This is a genomic window from Mesorhizobium sp. 1M-11 (assembly GCF_001303895.1).
Lineage (GTDB): Bacteria > Pseudomonadota > Alphaproteobacteria > Rhizobiales > Rhizobiaceae > Mesorhizobium.
This window is the reverse complement of the sequence record NZ_LJSD01000033.1, coordinates 55,143-71,147: the sequence shown is the minus strand read 5'-3', so window position 1 is coordinate 71,147 and position 16,005 is coordinate 55,143. Positions and strand designations below refer to the sequence as shown.

Below are 16,005 nucleotides of genomic sequence, written 5' to 3'. Positions count from 1 at the left end.
CGGGCCTCTTTGACGTCCCGTTCAGGACGGGACGGGGCAGGGAACCCCACTAACATTTGGGACTCCCAATGTGGCGAATCAATGCCCTAGGAGCAGAACCGCCTATTTTGCGTTAGCCATCGGCGCCACCAGCGGGGTGATGCGGCGGATGGCGACGCGCCGGTTCTCGCGCTCCGGCTTGTCGCTTTTCACCTTGAGATAGCGTTCGCCGTAGCCCTGCGTGCTCAGGTTTTCCGGCGGGACGTCGAAGACGCTGCTCAGCGCGTTGGCCACCGCCTCCGCGCGGCGGTCAGACAGCGCCAGATTGGCGACATCCGACCCGACGGCGTCGGTGTGACCTTCGATCAGGAAGGTCTCGGCCGGGTTCTTGGCGAGCAGCTTCTGCATGGCGTCCGCGACACCTTGCAACTTTTGCACCTCGCTTTCGGGGATCGTGGCTGAGCCGAACTCGAAGTTCAGCGTGTCGAGATCGATGCGGCGGGCGATATCGCGCACACGCGCCGAGCGCTTGACCTCGTCGATCGAATAGAGACGCTTGACCTTCTCCACCGGTGGCCGCTCCAGGAAGACATAATAGTCATCGGGGCTGCGGACATATTCCGATTCCAGGATGTATTCTTCGCGCGGAATATCGACGTAGATCGGCGGCAGCTCGTCGCCCGGATCGCGCCATTCGTTCATGTCTTCATAGTAGCGTTCATCGACATAGCTCAGCACGTATTCCTGCCCGTCCGGTGTGATGCGGGACCGCCTGACGATATCGCCATTGCGGTTGCGGATGGTGATGATCTGGTTGCCGTTGTCACGTACGATGGTCTCGCGTGTGCGGCCGCGCGGCAGATCCTCGTAGTAGACATCCTGTGCATCACGGGTGATGCGCGGTCGCTCGTTGCTTTCGACGATCACCTGGTTGTTGAACTGGATGATCGTACGGTCGCCGAAGTTCTTGACGATGTCGGCGCCTTCGGGACGTGGACGCCGGCGCACGTCGAAATCGGGCGCACGTTCGAGCCGCGTGCCTTTTTCTTCTGTCACCGGAGCGATCTTCTCTGGTTGGATCGTCACCTGCGCTGCCCTGTCGTCGGCGGGCGGTGGCGCCTTTTCGGCCGGTTGCTGAGCTGGTTGGGCAGGCTGTGCCGCCGGCTGTTCGGCCGGTGCCTGGCCGGGTTGTTGCGGCTGGGCGGTGGTGCCTTCCTGGCCCTTGACCGGACGCTGAGTATCCTTCTGGCTGTCGAAGATCGGCGCGGCATTGGGGTTGGCCGGCGCTTCGGTCTGCTGGCCGGCCGGCTTCTGTTCTCCGGTTGCAGGCTGCTGCCCGCCCTGCGCCGGCTCGGTCGGTTCACCGGTTTTCGGCTGTTCGCCGGGCTGCGGCTCATCGGCAGGCTTGGTGGTCGTCTCGCCCTGTCCAGCCGGTTTCTGTTCTCCGGTCGCCGGTTTCTCTCCACTCTGCGCGGGTTCCGCTGGCTTCGACTGCTCGGAGGCAGGCTTCTCATCTGGTTTTGCCTGGGCTGGCTCTTCCGCCGGCTTTGCCGCAGGTTCTTCCTTGGCGGGTTTCTTCTCGGCCGGCTTCTGCTCGGGCTCCGCGGATTTCTGTTCGGGTTCGGCGGGTTTGGCCTCCGGTGCCTTTTCGGCAGGCGCCGACTGTTCGGCTGCAGGTTCAGTCTGCTCCTGCTTGCGCTTCTTGCGCGGCTGCTCCGGCTCGGCAGCCGGCGCTTCCTGTTGGGCAGGTGCGGCCTCGGCGGGTGCCTGCTGCTCCTCGCTCTGCTTGCGCTTCTTGCGCGGCTGTTCGGGCTCGGCGGCCGGCGCTTCCTGTTGGGCAGGCGCAGCTTCGGCGGGTGCCGGCTGCTCTTCACTCTGCTTGCGCTTCTTGCGCGGCTGCTCCGGATCGGCGGCCGGAGCCTCCTGTTGAGCCGGAGCGGCTTCGGCGGGTGCGGATTGCTCTGCCGGTGCGGGTTCCGCCTGCTCCTCGCTCTGCTTGCGTTTCTTGCGCGGCAATTCAGGCTCGGCGGATGGCTCTGCGGCCTCCGGTTCCTGCTGCGCCTGTATCGTGGTTGGTTCGGGTGCAGGGGCCTGCTCGACTGCCGGAGCGGGTTCTGGCGCCGCCACGGGCTCAGGCGCGGCAACTGGTTCGGGTTGCGGCTCCGGCGCAGCCTGTTCCACCGGCGGCTGGCTGCTTTCGGCTGAGCCGTCACCTTCTGCTTGCGCCAGAACAAGGGGGGATGCGGCGCGTGCCGCCGGGTCGTCCTGGAGCGGCAGGGCGGCGAGTGGTGTCGAGGCCATCAGCAGGCCGAGCGCGGTTCCGGTCAGAATCCGTTGTTGGCGTTTCATGTCGAATCTCCTTTGCGGGGACGCTGCTGGGACCCGTTTGCGCGGTCGATTCGACCGGCAAGAGCCACAGCGGTGAGAATAGGGGTATCGAACGGGCGTTTTGATGGCGCAGGCCAAGCGCGCTTGACGTTGCCGCCGCGGCGCGCCACATGCGCCGGATGGAAAGCGAACCGTTCTGGAAGACCAAGACTCTGGAGGAGATGTCTCCGGCGGAGTGGGAATCGCTGTGCGACGGCTGCGGCAAATGCTGCCTGTCGAAGCTCGAGGACGAGGATACCGGCGAAATCTATTGGACAAGTGTCGCCTGTCGCCTGTTCGACGCCGGCACCTGCCGCTGCCACGACTATCCCAACCGTTTGGCCAAGGTGCCCGACTGTGTCGGTCTCACGCCGCAGAATGTGCGCACCATCAGCTGGCTGCCATCGACTTGCGCCTATCGGCTCGTTGCCGAGGGGCACGATCTCTACTGGTGGCATCGGCTGGTTTCCGGCAGTGCCGAGACGGTGCATGAAGCCGGCATTTCGATGCGTGGGCGCGTACGCGCCAGCGAGACCGATCTCGTCGAACCGGAAGACTATTTCGATTACGTGCTCGATGAGGAGCCCTGAAGTCGGGTCTGTCGACGAATAAACATGCACGCGGCAATGCCGCCGTTCATTTTCCATACCCGACTATGGCCACCGGTGAAATGAACCTCGCATGAACAGGCGGTTCCCGTTCGGTTCAGCCAAGCCTCGTTATGGTCACATCATCGCTTCGGCGAACAGGGTTCAAGCAGACAACGCTTCCATAAGGAGAAGACCATGTTGACCAAGATCAAGGCTGCCGCACTTTCGGCTTTCGTCGCTTTTGGCGCTTTGGCCGCCGTACCCGCGACCGCGCAGGCCGAGGGCATCTATCTGAACTTCGGCAATGGCGAGCCGCGCTTCGGCGTCTACGCCGGCGACCGCGATCACCGCGACTGGCGCCGTGACCGCTGGGAGCGTCGCGGCTGCTCGCCGGAACGAGCGTTGAACAAGGCTGAGCGCATGGGAATCTGGCGCGCCCGCATCGTCGATGTGAATCGTCGCGTGATCAAGGTCGTCGGCCGCGAGGACGGTGAGCGCACGATGGTCGTGTTCGGCCGCGAGCGTGGCTGCCCGGTCTATCGCTAAGCGCAATTCCAGGAAAAGTGTGTAGCGGTTTCCGTCCGGAATTGCGTAAAAGCAAACGCTCTAAGCGCAGCCGCTATTTAAACGGATGCAAAAAACCCCGGAGGATCGCTCCTTCGGGGTTTTTCTTGTCTGCTTCGCATGCCAGGTGGGCGCCAGATTGTTCTGGCGTCTTGTGTGCGATCACTTCAGTTCGAAGGTGACGTTGACCACGACCTTGTAGGCATTTTCACCGGCCTGCATCGGCACGGACGCGCCGGCGGCGTCAAAAGCCTTGGCATTCATCGGCATGGGCGGCGGGGCATAGTTCTGGTCGGTGATTTCCACAACCTTGCCGACGCTGACGCCTGCCGCTTCGGCAAGCGTCTTGGCCTTGGCGAGGGCATCGGCGACTGCCTTCTTGCGTGCCTCGGTGATGGCGGTGGCCGGGTTCTCATTGGTGAATGAGATGCCGCCGCCCTGGTTCACGCCAAGCGACACGGCCTTGTCGAGAATCTCGCCTGTTTTGGCAATGTCGCGCACACGCACCGACAGCGTATTGGTGACCTGGTAGGCGATCAGTTTCGGCTCCTCACCGCCGTCGGTCTTGTTGGGGTAGTTGTAGCGCGGGTTGATCTGGATGCTCGCCGTTTGCAGATCGCGCTCGGCGATACCGGCCGCTTTCATGGCGGCGATGACGGCAGCCATGGCATCGTTGTTGGCGTTGAGCGCCTCGCGTGCGGTCTTGGCCTCACGCATGACGCTGAGCGACAGAAGGGCGAGATCAGGCGCCACGGTTGCCTCGCCTTCGCCGGACACGATGATGCGCGGCGGCTGCGGGGTCTCGGCCGCGCCGGCGATCGTTGGCATTGCGACTGCGGCGGCAAGGGCTAGGGGTAAAAAGGCTCTGGTCATCGAAAAACTCCGTTGTTCGCCAGTGGCGATGGCCCGATTAAGCGTCGAATATGGATTGATTTGGGCGATCTTGGCGAGAGCGCTCGTAAAGCCTTGTGCGGGGACTGGAAAAACACTATCCAGCCCGCGTGGGGCCTGTAGCTCAATGGTTAGAGCCGGCGGCTCATAACCGCTTGGTTGGGGGTTCGAGTCCCTCCGGGCCCACCATCGTCATTGTCTATCAATGGTTTATAGGGCAGTTCGCCACCTGTATGGTCGGTTCGGATGGGCATGGCAACGTCATTGGACCGCCCGCCTGATCAGCTCGATTTCAAAGCCGTGCTATTCACCGGCTCCGAGACCCCGGCGGTGATTTCGCAGGTGTTTGAGAAAGGTGCTGAGCACCTTCGAGCGGTTACTGCGATCCCACACGGCCGAGATTGGAAGTTTCTCAGGCAGGTCGCTGAGCGGGCGAACCGCGACCCCGTGCCGTGCCATGTTCCCTATACAGCTGGAATAGATGGCCACGCCCGCCCCCACGATCACAAGCCCGAAGATTCCGTCGCTGTTTGTCGCTTCCAAAGCGATGTCGGGAAAGAAGCCTCTCGCGCGGCATTTGGCGAAAACCTGCTGCCGGAAAACAACCCAACTATCACCTGTCCCGAACACAAACTTCTCGTCTTTGAGCTCTGTCAGCGTCAGTGTCTCGTTTCTCGCGAGCGGATGGTCAGACGCCAGAACCACGACGTATTCGTTCTCGTCGAAAACCAGGCTGTTGGTGGATTGGTGGTCGAATTCTCCGTACATGAAACCGATATCGATCGAGTTTTGAAGAATGGCGACGTGCTGACGAACGGTCGGCATGAATATGAGATCCAGATGAATATCCGGATGCGCGAGGTTGAAATCCCGCAGGAACTCGGGCAGCTTTCCGTTGATTGCAAAATCTGTGTAGGCGACGCGCAGTTCGCCTTGCAAACCTCGCGCTGCCTTGCGCGTCTTTGTGATAGCCAGGTCGATCTGACCGGCAATGCCGGAAATTTCCGTCAGAAACACTTTCCCTGCCTCTGTTAGTTCAACCCGTCGCGTCGTGCGGGTGAGCAAGGGTGCGCCTATCTCGGACTCGAGCTGCTGAACGGTTTTTGAGAGTGCCGGCTGCGCGATGCGCAGCGTGTTGGCAGCTCGCCCAAAATGGAGCTCGTTTCCAAGCACGAGGAAGGCACGAAAGTGTCGTAAATCGAGTGCCATGAGTCCTCCCATTGATATCCCAAGATTATCAATAAAGCTCTCATCGATATTTTACAAATAACTCTGCCGCTACGATCCTTGTGGCGAGGAAGGGAACTGATCGACGGGATTCCGACGGTTCGGATCGTCGGCGTATCGCGTCGTGCTGTTTGAAATTCCTTTGTCACCATGCGGTGCAGGGGAGATCGAACGGAACGGCGGCACTCACGTACAAGCCGGGAAAAGCCGAAAAGGCGCACCGGTGGTCGGCAAGCAGGTCCAGCACCAGCCTCCGGCAGAGGGCCAAAGTTCCATCTCAGACCCAATGTCAGATTCGGGAGGATATCGGCATGACAGCGCAGGCAGACCCGCAGACTTCAACCAAAACGCTGCGAAAGGTAATCAGTGCGGCGGCCATAGGCAATTTCGTGGAATGGTTCGATTTCGCGGTTTATGGCTTTCTTGCAACGATCATCGCGAACCAGTTCTTTCCAAGCTCGAGCGTCAGTCTGGGACTTCTCAAAACGTTCGGCGTCTTCGCCGTGGCGTTCGCGATGCGGCCCCTGGGCGGCATCTTCTTCGGAATTCTCGGCGACAAGGTCGGACGCAAAAGCATCCTGTCGCTGACGATCCTCATGATGGCGGGCGCCACAACCCTGATCGGCTTGCTGCCGACGCACGGCAGCATCGGCGTGATGGCGCCGGTTCTTTTGACCCTCTTGCGTTGCCTCCAGGGCTTCTCGGCCGGCGGGGAATATGCCGGCTCGGTGGCGTATGTCATGGAACATTCCCCAAATCATCGCAGGGGTTGGTACGGAAGCTTCGTTCCGGTCTCGACATTTACCGCCTTCGCTTCCGCCGCTCTCCTGGTTTTCGCAATGGAAAACAGTCTTTCCAGCGAGGCGATGGCGTCCTGGGGATGGCGGGTTCCCTTCATCGTCGCGGCGCCGCTCGGCATCATCGGCCTGTTCTTGCGGTGGCGGATGTCTGAGACGCCCGCGTTCAAGGCCATGGCGGCCGAGGAGAATCTGCACGCACATTCTCCCTTGAGGGAGACACTGCAAAGCCAAGCCGGCACGATCCTGCGCCTTGGAGCCTTCATTTCGCTCACGGCGTTGTCTTTCTACACCTTCACCACCTATTTCGCGACGTATCTCCAGGTGGTGGGAAATCTCACCAGGCCTCAAGCGCTCCTGGTATCAACGGTGGCCCTGTTCTTCGCCGCCGCCGCGTGCCCGGTCGCTGGTCGAATTTCGGACAGCATCGGACGGCGCAAGTCGATCGGGCTGATTTGCGGTTGGGTCATCCTGACGGTCTTGCCTGCCTTCGGACTGGCAAGCTCGGGCTCCGTATTCCACGCCGTCGCCGGCGTGCTGCTGCTCGCAGTGGGGGCGCTGTCTTGTGGCGTGGTAACGGCAGCCTTGATGTCGGAATCGTTTCCGACCCGCACGCGGTACACCGCCTCGGCTTTCACCTACAACGTGTCCTATACAATTTTCGGAGGCACGGCTCCTTTGATGGCGACGTGGTTGATCGAACGCACCGGAAACAATCTTTCTCCGGCATTCTATCTGATTGCGATCGCAGTACTCGCGATGGCAGGCGGCTTGGCACTGCGCGAAACGTCACGAGTCTCCCTGTTCGGCGAGATGCCTGAAACGGCCGGCGCAAGCCGGATTCAGGCTTCGAAGAAGCGCGTGGCGGTATAGTTCGGCCCTTCTACGAGATGTGCACCAGGCAACAGGGCTGCCCGCAAAAGTCGGCCCTGCGTGCACCGATACATCCAGACGATTCAATAAGGTGAGGCATGCTGCCATCGGTAGATATCAACGTGGACGAAGCGACCGGGATCTGGGAGACCGATGGTCTGCCCATGCTCTACATTCCGCGTCACTTCATGGTGAATGTTCACAAGGAAGTCGAAAGCGCTCTCGGCCTGTCCAGGTATCGCGACGTTCTGTACCAGGCAGGCGCCAAATCCGCCTACTACTGGTGCCGGAAACAGGCTGAAACCTACGACATATCCGGCTTTCCCGTTTTTGAGCACTACCTCGAACGCCTGACCGCGAGAGGCTGGGGACAGTTCAAGCTGGAGCGCGTCGCCGAAGATCTCGGGAGTGCCGAAATCGCCGTCCAAAACTCGATCTATGCGCTGGAGAGCCCTTCCGGCGCTGACCACGCGACCTGCTACATGTTCGAAGGCTTTTTTGCCGGGGGACTTCAGTACTTATTCGACGAGCAAGGCCGCAAACCGTTCAAGGTCGAGTGTCGGGAGGTCCAGTGCGAAGCGATGGGCTTCGAGTGCTGCCGGTTTGAAATAACAAGGGTTCAAGGCGCCAATACTTGAAATTTCCGCCGGCGAAAACCGATCCAATCTGAAAGCGAGAATAGCATGAACAAGTCTGCAAGACAGGTCTACGACGATTCCGTCGTCATCGACGGCCTTATCATCTCCAACTGGAACGGAGACATCTTTAAGGAGATGCGCCAGGCGGGCCTTACAGCAGCAAACTGTACCTGCAGTGTCTGGGAAGGATTCGAGGCGACAGTCCAAAATATAGCGAAATGGAACGGGTGGTTTCGCCAATATGCGGACGAAATCGTCAAAGCACGCTCCACCGAAGATATCGTTCAAGCAAAAAAGGCGGGCAAAACGGCGATCATCCTCGGGATGCAGAACACCACAGCCTTCGAAGACCAGATAGGTTATGTCGAGATACTGAAAAGTCTGGGCGTCGGTATCGCCCAGATGACCTACAACACGCAGAACTGGGTCGGAAGCGGGTGTTATGAAGGCCGGGATAGCGGCCTTTCAGATTTCGGCCGTGAGGTGGTGGCCGAAATGAACCGAGTGGGCATGTTGTGCGACCTCAGCCATGTCGGCCCCAAGACGTCGAGAGACGTTATCGATTCATCGAGCAAGCCGGTAGCCTATTCCCATTGCCTTCCAGCCGGACTGAAGGCCCATCCCCGCAACAAAAGCGATGAGGAGCTTCGCTATATCGTCGAAAAGGGTGGGTTCGTCGGCGTCACGATGTTCCCGCCCTTCCTCCCGAAGGGCGCCCAGTCCGATATCGGAGACTACATCGACGCGATCGACTATGTGATCAATCTCGTAGGGGAAGATTCCGTCGGCATCGGCACGGATTTCACGCAAGGCTACGGCGAAGAATTCTTCGACTGGATCACACACGACAAGGGGTTTGGACGCAAATTGACCGATTTCGGCGAGGTCAAGAACCCCGACGGGATACGGCGGATCAGCGATTTCCCGAATTTGGCGGATGCCATGTCGCGTGCTGGCTGGACAAACTCGAAAATCGAGAAGGTCGTCGGCGCTAACTGGCTCGGCCTTCTCGACCGGGTATGGTCCAGCTGAGGTTGGCGTCAGATGATGCTTCCTTCGTGACCGGCGCGCACTGCCGGTGGATGGCGGCTTTACCTGCCGCTGAGCCGGTACGCAGCGCCCAAGCACGTTAAAAGATCGTACGGCCTTCTTTCTGAGCGGAGCCTTCGGGAAGGGTAGGTATCGAGCGTAGCTGCGTAAAGGATCGCATCCATTGTGTCGCGCGAACCGCTTCGCTTTCGGTCCGAGCCCAAATTCGCTGCAAGATCAATCGCAGCCGTACAAGGATCGCTGCACGCAGTGCAATGCATGGAGGCAAACAGGATAGATCCAACGGCAGAAAAAACCGACGAAGTCACACGCCGGTTAAGGGCCTGAGCTGACTAATACTTGACGGCCTGCGAAAATCACGTCCTTCCTTCGGAATGATGATCACCAGGCGCTTTGCGATCTTGTGAGGGCGTGGTTTCGGGTCTATCTAGCGCGCGGTTCAACACAATGGGTGACCATGTCTTCCGACTCCAGTGTTGCGGAAATTGCGCGGCGATCCGGCTCGAGTGGCAACACCAAGGTGACCCGCGAGGACTGGATGAAGCTCGCGCTGGAAACCCTTGTCTCCGAGGGTGTGGAGGCGGTGCGTGTCTTGACGCTCGGGCAAAAACTCAATGTTTCCCGCTCCAGCTTCTACTGGTATTTCAAAAGCCGCCAGGATTTGCTTGACCAACTTCTCAACCATTGGCGCGACAACAATACTCGTTTCATCCTCACGCAAGCTGCTCGACCCGCCGCATCGATCACGCAGGGGGTACTCAACGTTTTCGAGTGCTGGTTGGATGAATCGCTGTTCGATCCGCTCCTGGACTTTGCCGTCCGCGCATGGTCGCGCCAGTCGGTTAAAGTGCACCGGATCGTCAAGGACGAGGACGATGCGCGGGTCGAGGCTATCCGAGCGATGTTCTCGCGGCATGGCTACGGCGACACCGAGGCGTTCGTGCGGGCGCGTGTGCTTTATTTCACCCAGATCGGTTATTACTCGCTTGAAATCGTCGAGCCGGTAAGCAACCGCCTATCTCTGACGGCAGCATACCTGCTTACTCATACGGGCAAAGCGCCCCACGACGGAGAGGTCGAAGCCTTCGCCGAAAAGATACGGCAGAGAAATTCACGGCGCGCCCATATCAAGCGTTAAGCCCGCAGCTAGCCCTGACAGTGCGCCGCCCGCCACATCAATTCAGGTCGCGCGGAAACTCCGTGATCTCTTCGCGATCGAGGACGATTTCGTCACGGGTGCGCGCAACGAGATGTGTCTCCAGGCGCCAGACTTCACGCAATCCCCGAACCGTGGCCGAGACCGAAACACCAGCGTTCCAGTCGCCCCGGGCATAGGACTTGTCCCAAGTTACGGTTCCCCGAGCCGAGTTTGGATCGTCCGGATGAATGGCGTAGACCTCGGTCTGCCTGGCCGACACAATCATGCCGGTGTGCGGATGGCGCACCGTTCCAGCGTCGCTCACGATGGTATAGATGGTCTCGCCGGTCACCTGGTTCGTCGTCACCTCGCGTCGGAAGGGCTCCCCTGCCTTCATCACTTCCTGCGCCATGGGCGCCGCACTCTCTGGCCCTTTGAAGTCCGCAAGCGTCGCATCGAGCGCCTGCGGTTCGCGCACCGGCAGGATCAGCCTGCTGCCGGTGCAATGGATCGACAGTGTCGCCTTCTCCGGTCCCGGAAAGACAATCGGCCAATGCCCCGTGGCGACGGCGAGCCGGATGCGCTGGCCTTTCTCGAAGCGCTGGCCGCAGCAACGCAGTTTGATGCGTATCGTCTCGACCTCGCCCGGCGTCATGGGCTGGAGCTCGAGGTCGTCATGCCGATGCGTGAGGTTGAGGATCCCATAGCTGACGCGGGCAGCCGCGCCGTCTTCCAGCACCAGCGACAGGGTCGCCGAGACCAGCGCGACTGGCTTGTCCGAGGCGAGCTTGACCTCGAACTCCGGGAAGCCGAGGATCTCCACGGCTTCCTGCAAGGGCTCCGTTTCAAAGATGAGCGCGTTGCCAGCTTCCATGCGCTGATCGACCGGCAATGTCGGCACGGCCCCATAGCCGCACCACGTTCCGGAGGAGAGGCCCGCCGTTGACGGCGAGCAGATTGTCAGCACGTCGTCGTTGCCAGCGCTTTCGCCAAGGCGCCCTGGCGACAAAGCGAGAGAGCGCTCGCTGACTCCAGGCCCTGGCCAGGAAGGCTCGGCGACCCAGTGGCCGGGGCGCTCGTCATAAATGGCAGCTGGCGGCGCGGGATCCTGGATCCAGGCACGTAGCATGGGCTCGTCGGCAATGCCGGTGTTGATGCCCTTGAGATATTGATCCCACCAGCGCAGGCATTCCTTGAGGAACCCGATGCGCGGGCCGGGCATGGCGAAATGAGGATATTTGTGTCCCCAGGGACCGATCAGACCCTTGCGAACGCCCGGGAGGCTCTCCATCATTCGGAAGATCGGGTTTGGATAGCCGTCGGCCCAGCCACCGACTGCGTAAACGGGAATCTCGATATCGGAGTAGTTCTCGCAGATCGAGCCGTGCTTATAGAATTCGTCTCGGCGCTGATGCTTGAACCAGTCCTGCATCCAGATGCCGTTGCCGTTTAAGCGGTCGTCCCAAAGCTCGCGCCAGCGATCCCCTGCAATTAGCGGATCGGGCGGTGTCATGGCGATTGCCCAGGCGGTGGTACCCCAGTTCAGATTGTCGCACATCTGCGCGCCGCCGAGATAGTGGACGTCGTCATTGTAGCGGTCGTCGGTGGAGCACAACGAGATGACGGCCTTCAGTGCCGACGGCCGTCGAGCTGCGACCTGGAGCCCGTTGAAGCCGCCCCAGCTTATGCCGATCATGCCGACCGCGCCGGAACACCAGGGCTGTTTCGCCAGCCATTCGATCACCGCGAGGCAGTCATCCTGCTCCTGCTTGAGATATTCACCCTTGCAGATGCCTTCGCTGTCGCCGCTGCCGCGCATGTCGACCCTCACGCCAGCATAGCCGTGACCGGCGAAGTAGGGATGCGTGAGCGCGTCGCGCTCCACCGTTCCGTCACGCTTGCGGTAGGGCAGGTATTCGAGAACAGCAGGCACCGGGTCTGCCTCGGCGTCCACCGGGAGCCAGATGCGGGCAGCAAGTTTCACGCCGTCGGGCATCGGGATCCACAGGTTCTCGATCTCATGCACCTTGCGCGGAAAATCGGTGACCACGCGGATGTCTTTCATCGGGCGAACTTTCTCTTAGGTCGTGGCAATTGTCTTGACGGCGCGCGTGCCGGCATCGAGCGGGAAATGGCAGGTGAGCCGGCTGGTCCCGAGCGCGGATGAGGCAGGCACCTGACCTGCGCAGATGTCTTGGGCGAACGGGCAACGGGTGTGGAACTCGCACCCAGAAGGCCGGTCGAGCAGCGACGGCACATCTGCGGGCAGGGCGATGCGGTTGTGCACCTTGTCCGGATCAGGTTCGGGATTCGCGGAAAGCAGTGCGGCCGTGTATGGGTGCCGCGGCGCCTGGAAGATCGCTTCCGTCTCGCCTTCCTCAACAAAGCGCCCGAGATACATCACCGCCATCCGATCGGCGATCTGCCGCACGACGTGCAGATTGTGGGTGATGATGAGCATCGACAAGCCCATGCGGTCGCGCAAGCTGTTGAGCAGATTGAGCACCTCGCCCTGGATCGACACGTCGAGACCGGCCGTCGGCTCGTCGGCAATGATCAGCACGGGGTCGAGCGCAACAGCCCTTGCAACCCCGACCCGGCGTGCCTGCCCGCCAGAGAGCTGGTGCGGATAACGGTCGGCGAAATCGCGTGGAAGACCGACCAAGGCAAGCAGGCGCTCCACTTCGGCGTTGAGGCTGCGCCCGGACAGGCCATGGATGGCGAATGGCTCCGCGAGCAGCGAGCGGACGCTGAGCCGTGGTGACAGCGAGCCGACCGGATCCTGGAACATCATCGATATCTTGCGCCGCAACGACTTCCAGCCTGCGTTCGAAAAATTGCCCAATTCGCGGCCTTCGAAGCGGATCGACCCGCTCGCCGCCGGCTGGAGGCCGTTGACGGCGCGCGCGAGCGTCGTTTTGCCCGAACCGGATTCGCCCACGAGCGCGAGCGTCTGGCCGCGCTCCAGCGTGAAACCGACCCCGGCGACGGCCTCGATTTCAGTGAGGCGACCGGCGAGCGCGCTGATCACGCCACCGATGCGGAAACGCACCCGAAGGTTGGAGACTGCGAGTAGGGGTTCCGTTGTCATGCACGCGCCCCGGTCGTTTTTCCGGCGTGCCAGCATCGCGTGACATGGGCGCCACCGACCGGGATGTCCGGGGGCATCTCTGCGCAGGCCTCGTCGGTGAATTCGCAGCGCGCTTGGAAAATGCAGCCTTTCGGTCGGTCGCGAAGGTCGGGCAGCGTGCCGGGAATGGTGGGCAGCTGCGGTTCGCGGCGCGAGAGCCTCGCCGGATCGCAAGCGAGCAGTTTTTTGGTGTAGGGGTGTCGCGCATTGTGGAAGATATCGCGTGTCGAGCCGTGCTCGACGACCTCGCCGGCGTACATGACGATCATGTCATCGCACAACTCGGCGATGACGCCGAGGTGATGCGAGATGAACAGCACCGAGCAGCCGATCTGCTGCTGTAGGTCCTTCAACAGTTCAATGATGGCGACTTCCAGTGTCGCGTCCAGCGCTGTCGTCGGCTCGTCGGCGATCAGCAGGGACGGCTGCATCAGAAGCGCCATCGCGATTGCGATACGCTGCTTCATGCCGCCGGAGAATTCGTGCGGAAACTGCGCCAGCCGGCGCTCGGGGTCGGGGATGCGGACCTTGCGCAACATCTCGATCGAACGCGCATCCTTTTCTTTGCGAGACAGGGCCGACCGATATTGGATGTCGCGCATCTGCCGACCGACCGACAGCACGGGGTTGAGCGCGCCCATCGGATCCTGGAAGACCGTCGCTATTTTTTGTCCGCGCAGCGCCCGCATGCCGTTTGCGTCCAGGTGGACGAGGTCGCTCTGGCCTTCGAACAGGATCTCGCCCGACGTCACCGCGCCGTTCTCGGCGAGCAGGCCGAGAACGGTGTTGATCAAGGTCGACTTTCCGCAGCCGGATTCACCGACGACGCCTACGATACGGTTGGCCGGCACCGCGAGGTTCACCTTGCGCAGCGCCTGCAGTGTCCCGGTCTCGGTGACGAAGTCGACGCTCAGGTCCTTGACGTCAAGGATCGTCATTGGCGCCTCTTTAGCCTGGGATCGAACACGTCACGCAGCGTTTCGCCGAGGAAGGTGAAGCCGAGCGTGGTGAGGATGATCGGCACGCCTCCGGCAACCACGATCCAATATGAATCGCGGATGTTGACGAAGCCGTCGTTCAGGATCGCGCCCCAGCTCGGCAGAGGGGGCCTGACGCCGAGGCCGAGGAAGCTCAATCCGGCTTCGATCGCCACGACGACCGGAATATCCATCGACGCCAGGATGAGAATGGGGCCGATGACGTTGGGCAAAATGTGGACGGCGAGAATACGCGCCGTGCCGGCTCCCATCGAGCGCGCCGCCATCACATGCTCCGCCGACTTCAGGACAAGCGTCTGGGTGCGGATGATGCGGGCATATCCTGGCACATTGACCAGGACTACCACGGCCAGCACCGCAAGCAGCGAAGGCCCCGTCAGCGTGACGAGCGCCAGCGCCAGCATCACCGTGGGGAAGCTCTTGATGGCATCGAAAAGCAGCAGAAGCAGATTGTCGAGCCAGCGCGGTCCATAGCCGGCGATGAGGCCGAGCAGGATGCCGCCGGCCAGGGATAGTCCGGTCGCGCCAAGTGCAATGGCCAGCGCGATGCGGCCGCCGTGGAGTACGCGCGAGAACAGATCGCGGCCGAGATGATCGGTGCCCAGCAGATGTTGGAAGCTCGCCGGTGCGAAGCGCTCGGCGGGCGAGAGCTTTGTCGGCGGGTAGCTGGCGATCACGTCGGCGAAAAGCGCGGAGAACACGACGATCACAACCAGGATGAGGCCGAACGCGCCCAGTGGCTCGCGAACAATGCGCCTGAAAATAGGGCCGATGGCGGCGAAGCGCCGCCGCGGCGGCTGGTTAACTAAAGCTTGATCTGACACGAGGATCCAACGCAGCAATGATGATGTCGGCGAAAGCGTTCACCACGACGAAGAAAACGGTTGTGACCAGCACGGCGCCGGTGACGACTGGATAATTGCGTACGGAAATCGCCTCGTAGACCAATTTGCCAATGCCCGGCCGAGCAAAGACGATCTCGGCGAAGACCGCCGAGGACACCATGGTGCCAACGCCGACGCCGAGCAGCGTGATGGTTGGCAGGATGGCGATACGCAGCGCGTAGGAATAGGTGATGCGCGACTCGGGCAGGCCGAACGCCCGCGCGGTGCGGATGTGAGAGGCTTCGAGCGTCTCCAGCATGGAGGCCCGCACCATGCGCGCGATGTATCCCACCCAGCCGACGCCGATTGCGAGCGAGGGCAAGATGAGATGCTTCAACTGGCTGCCCAGATTGCCGGGTTCCCCGGCGCCGATGGCTGGCAGCCACTGCAGGGCGACGGCGAAGATCAGCAGCGAATAGATCGCGATGACGAAGGACGGCACGGCGATCACCGCGACGGACAGAACGCCGATGACGCGGTCGACGAAGCCGCCGCGCCGGATCGCGGCGACGCAGCCCAGCGGAATCCCGAGCAGGACGGACCAAGAGATCGCCCCGGCAATCAGGGCCAGCGTGAATGGCAATTGTTCGAACACCACGCCGAGCACCGGTCGCCCCGAAAGGATCTCGATGCCCAGATCGCCGCGAAGCGCGGAGAAATAGAATCTGGCGAACTGAACCCAGATCGGCTGATCCAGCCCCATGCGACTGCGCAGTGCCTGGACCATCTCGGGCGTTGCGCGCGGACCGAGCGCCACGGAGGCCGGATCGCCCGGGATCACGTAAATCATGGCGAACAGCATCGCCATCGCGACACTCACGATGACCACGCTTAGTCCCAGCCGTTTCAGCGCATACTGAAGCATCTCAGGACCCGGTC

The 16,005-nt window shown here is 61.5% G+C and carries 14 protein-coding genes and 1 tRNA gene; 7 read left to right on the top strand and 8 right to left on the bottom strand.

The window, feature by feature from the left end; all coding sequences use genetic code 11:
* Positions 1 to 102: 102 nt before the first annotated feature.
* Complete coding sequence (locus AO692_RS14010) at positions 103 to 2,328, bottom strand: OmpA family protein (RefSeq protein WP_054310667.1); 2,226 nt, start codon at positions 2,326 to 2,328, stop codon at positions 103 to 105.
* Positions 2,329 to 2,486: 158 nt separating this feature from the next.
* Between AO692_RS14010 and AO692_RS14005 the strand changes: the two genes are divergently transcribed.
* Together AO692_RS14005 and AO692_RS14000 are read left to right on the top strand one after the other, a co-directional pair.
* Positions 2,487 to 2,936, top strand: a complete 450-nt coding sequence (locus tag AO692_RS14005) for a YcgN family cysteine cluster protein (RefSeq protein WP_054310748.1) — start codon at positions 2,487 to 2,489, stop codon at positions 2,934 to 2,936.
* Between the two features lie 195 nt (positions 2,937 to 3,131).
* Complete coding sequence (locus tag AO692_RS14000; RefSeq protein ID WP_054310666.1) at positions 3,132 to 3,482, top strand: hypothetical protein; 351 nt, start codon at positions 3,132 to 3,134, stop codon at positions 3,480 to 3,482.
* Between the two features lie 180 nt (positions 3,483 to 3,662).
* Here AO692_RS14000 and AO692_RS13995 read toward each other — a convergent pair whose 3' ends face one another.
* Entirely contained in the window at positions 3,663 to 4,373 is a 711-nt protein-coding gene (locus tag AO692_RS13995) for an SIMPL domain-containing protein (RefSeq protein WP_054310665.1), read from the bottom strand.
* A 131-nt stretch (positions 4,374 to 4,504) separates the two neighbouring features.
* On the opposite strand from AO692_RS13995, the gene AO692_RS13990 reads away from it, so the two are divergent.
* Positions 4,505 to 4,580, top strand: a tRNA-Ile gene (locus AO692_RS13990).
* Between the two features lie 114 nt (positions 4,581 to 4,694).
* Here the strand turns inward: AO692_RS13990 and AO692_RS13985 are convergent.
* Complete coding sequence (locus tag AO692_RS13985) at positions 4,695 to 5,600, bottom strand: LysR family transcriptional regulator (protein ID WP_082407369.1); 906 nt, start codon at positions 5,598 to 5,600, stop codon at positions 4,695 to 4,697.
* A 329-nt stretch (positions 5,601 to 5,929) separates the two neighbouring features.
* On the opposite strand from AO692_RS13985, the gene AO692_RS13980 reads away from it, so the two are divergent.
* The 4 genes from AO692_RS13980 to AO692_RS13965 all read left to right on the top strand — a co-directional run bounded on the left by AO692_RS13980 (position 5,930) and on the right by AO692_RS13965 (position 10,114).
* Positions 5,930 to 7,288, top strand: coding sequence for an MFS transporter (locus tag AO692_RS13980; protein ID WP_054310663.1), 1,359 nt, complete (start codon positions 5,930 to 5,932; stop codon positions 7,286 to 7,288).
* A gap of 98 nt (positions 7,289 to 7,386) precedes the next feature.
* On the top strand, positions 7,387 to 7,926 hold the full coding sequence (locus AO692_RS13975) for a 4-vinyl reductase (protein ID WP_054310662.1): 540 nt from the start codon (positions 7,387 to 7,389) through the stop codon (positions 7,924 to 7,926).
* A gap of 45 nt (positions 7,927 to 7,971) precedes the next feature.
* Positions 7,972 to 8,958, top strand: a complete 987-nt coding sequence (locus tag AO692_RS13970) for a dipeptidase (protein ID WP_054310661.1) — start codon at positions 7,972 to 7,974, stop codon at positions 8,956 to 8,958.
* A 475-nt stretch (positions 8,959 to 9,433) separates the two neighbouring features.
* Positions 9,434 to 10,114, top strand: a complete 681-nt coding sequence (locus AO692_RS13965; protein ID WP_054310660.1) for a TetR/AcrR family transcriptional regulator — start codon at positions 9,434 to 9,436, stop codon at positions 10,112 to 10,114.
* A gap of 37 nt (positions 10,115 to 10,151) precedes the next feature.
* On the opposite strand, the gene AO692_RS13960 is transcribed toward AO692_RS13965, so the two are convergent.
* The 5 genes from AO692_RS13960 to AO692_RS13940 are packed head-to-tail and all read right to left on the bottom strand — an operon-like array spanning position 10,152 to position 15,991.
* On the bottom strand, positions 10,152 to 12,179 hold the full coding sequence (locus AO692_RS13960) for a CocE/NonD family hydrolase (protein WP_054310659.1): 2,028 nt from the start codon (positions 12,177 to 12,179) through the stop codon (positions 10,152 to 10,154).
* Positions 12,180 to 12,194: 15 nt separating this feature from the next.
* Positions 12,195 to 13,205 carry an ABC transporter ATP-binding protein gene (locus AO692_RS13955; RefSeq protein WP_054310658.1) on the bottom strand — a complete coding sequence of 337 codons (1,011 nt, stop codon included), beginning with the start codon at positions 13,203 to 13,205 and terminating at the stop codon, positions 12,195 to 12,197.
* Positions 13,202 to 14,182: an ABC transporter ATP-binding protein gene (locus tag AO692_RS13950; protein WP_054310657.1), complete on the bottom strand. Its 981-nt coding sequence runs from the start codon at positions 14,180 to 14,182 to the stop codon at positions 13,202 to 13,204. The genes AO692_RS13955 and AO692_RS13950 overlap by 4 nt, the downstream gene beginning before the upstream one ends.
* Positions 14,179 to 15,066, bottom strand: a complete 888-nt coding sequence (locus tag AO692_RS13945) for an ABC transporter permease (RefSeq protein WP_054310747.1) — start codon at positions 15,064 to 15,066, stop codon at positions 14,179 to 14,181. Before AO692_RS13945 ends, AO692_RS13950 begins: the two co-directional genes overlap by 4 nt.
* Positions 15,044 to 15,991: an ABC transporter permease gene (locus AO692_RS13940; protein ID WP_054310656.1), complete on the bottom strand. Its 948-nt coding sequence runs from the start codon at positions 15,989 to 15,991 to the stop codon at positions 15,044 to 15,046. Before AO692_RS13940 ends, AO692_RS13945 begins: the two co-directional genes overlap by 23 nt.
* Positions 15,992 to 16,005 lie beyond the last annotated feature (14 nt).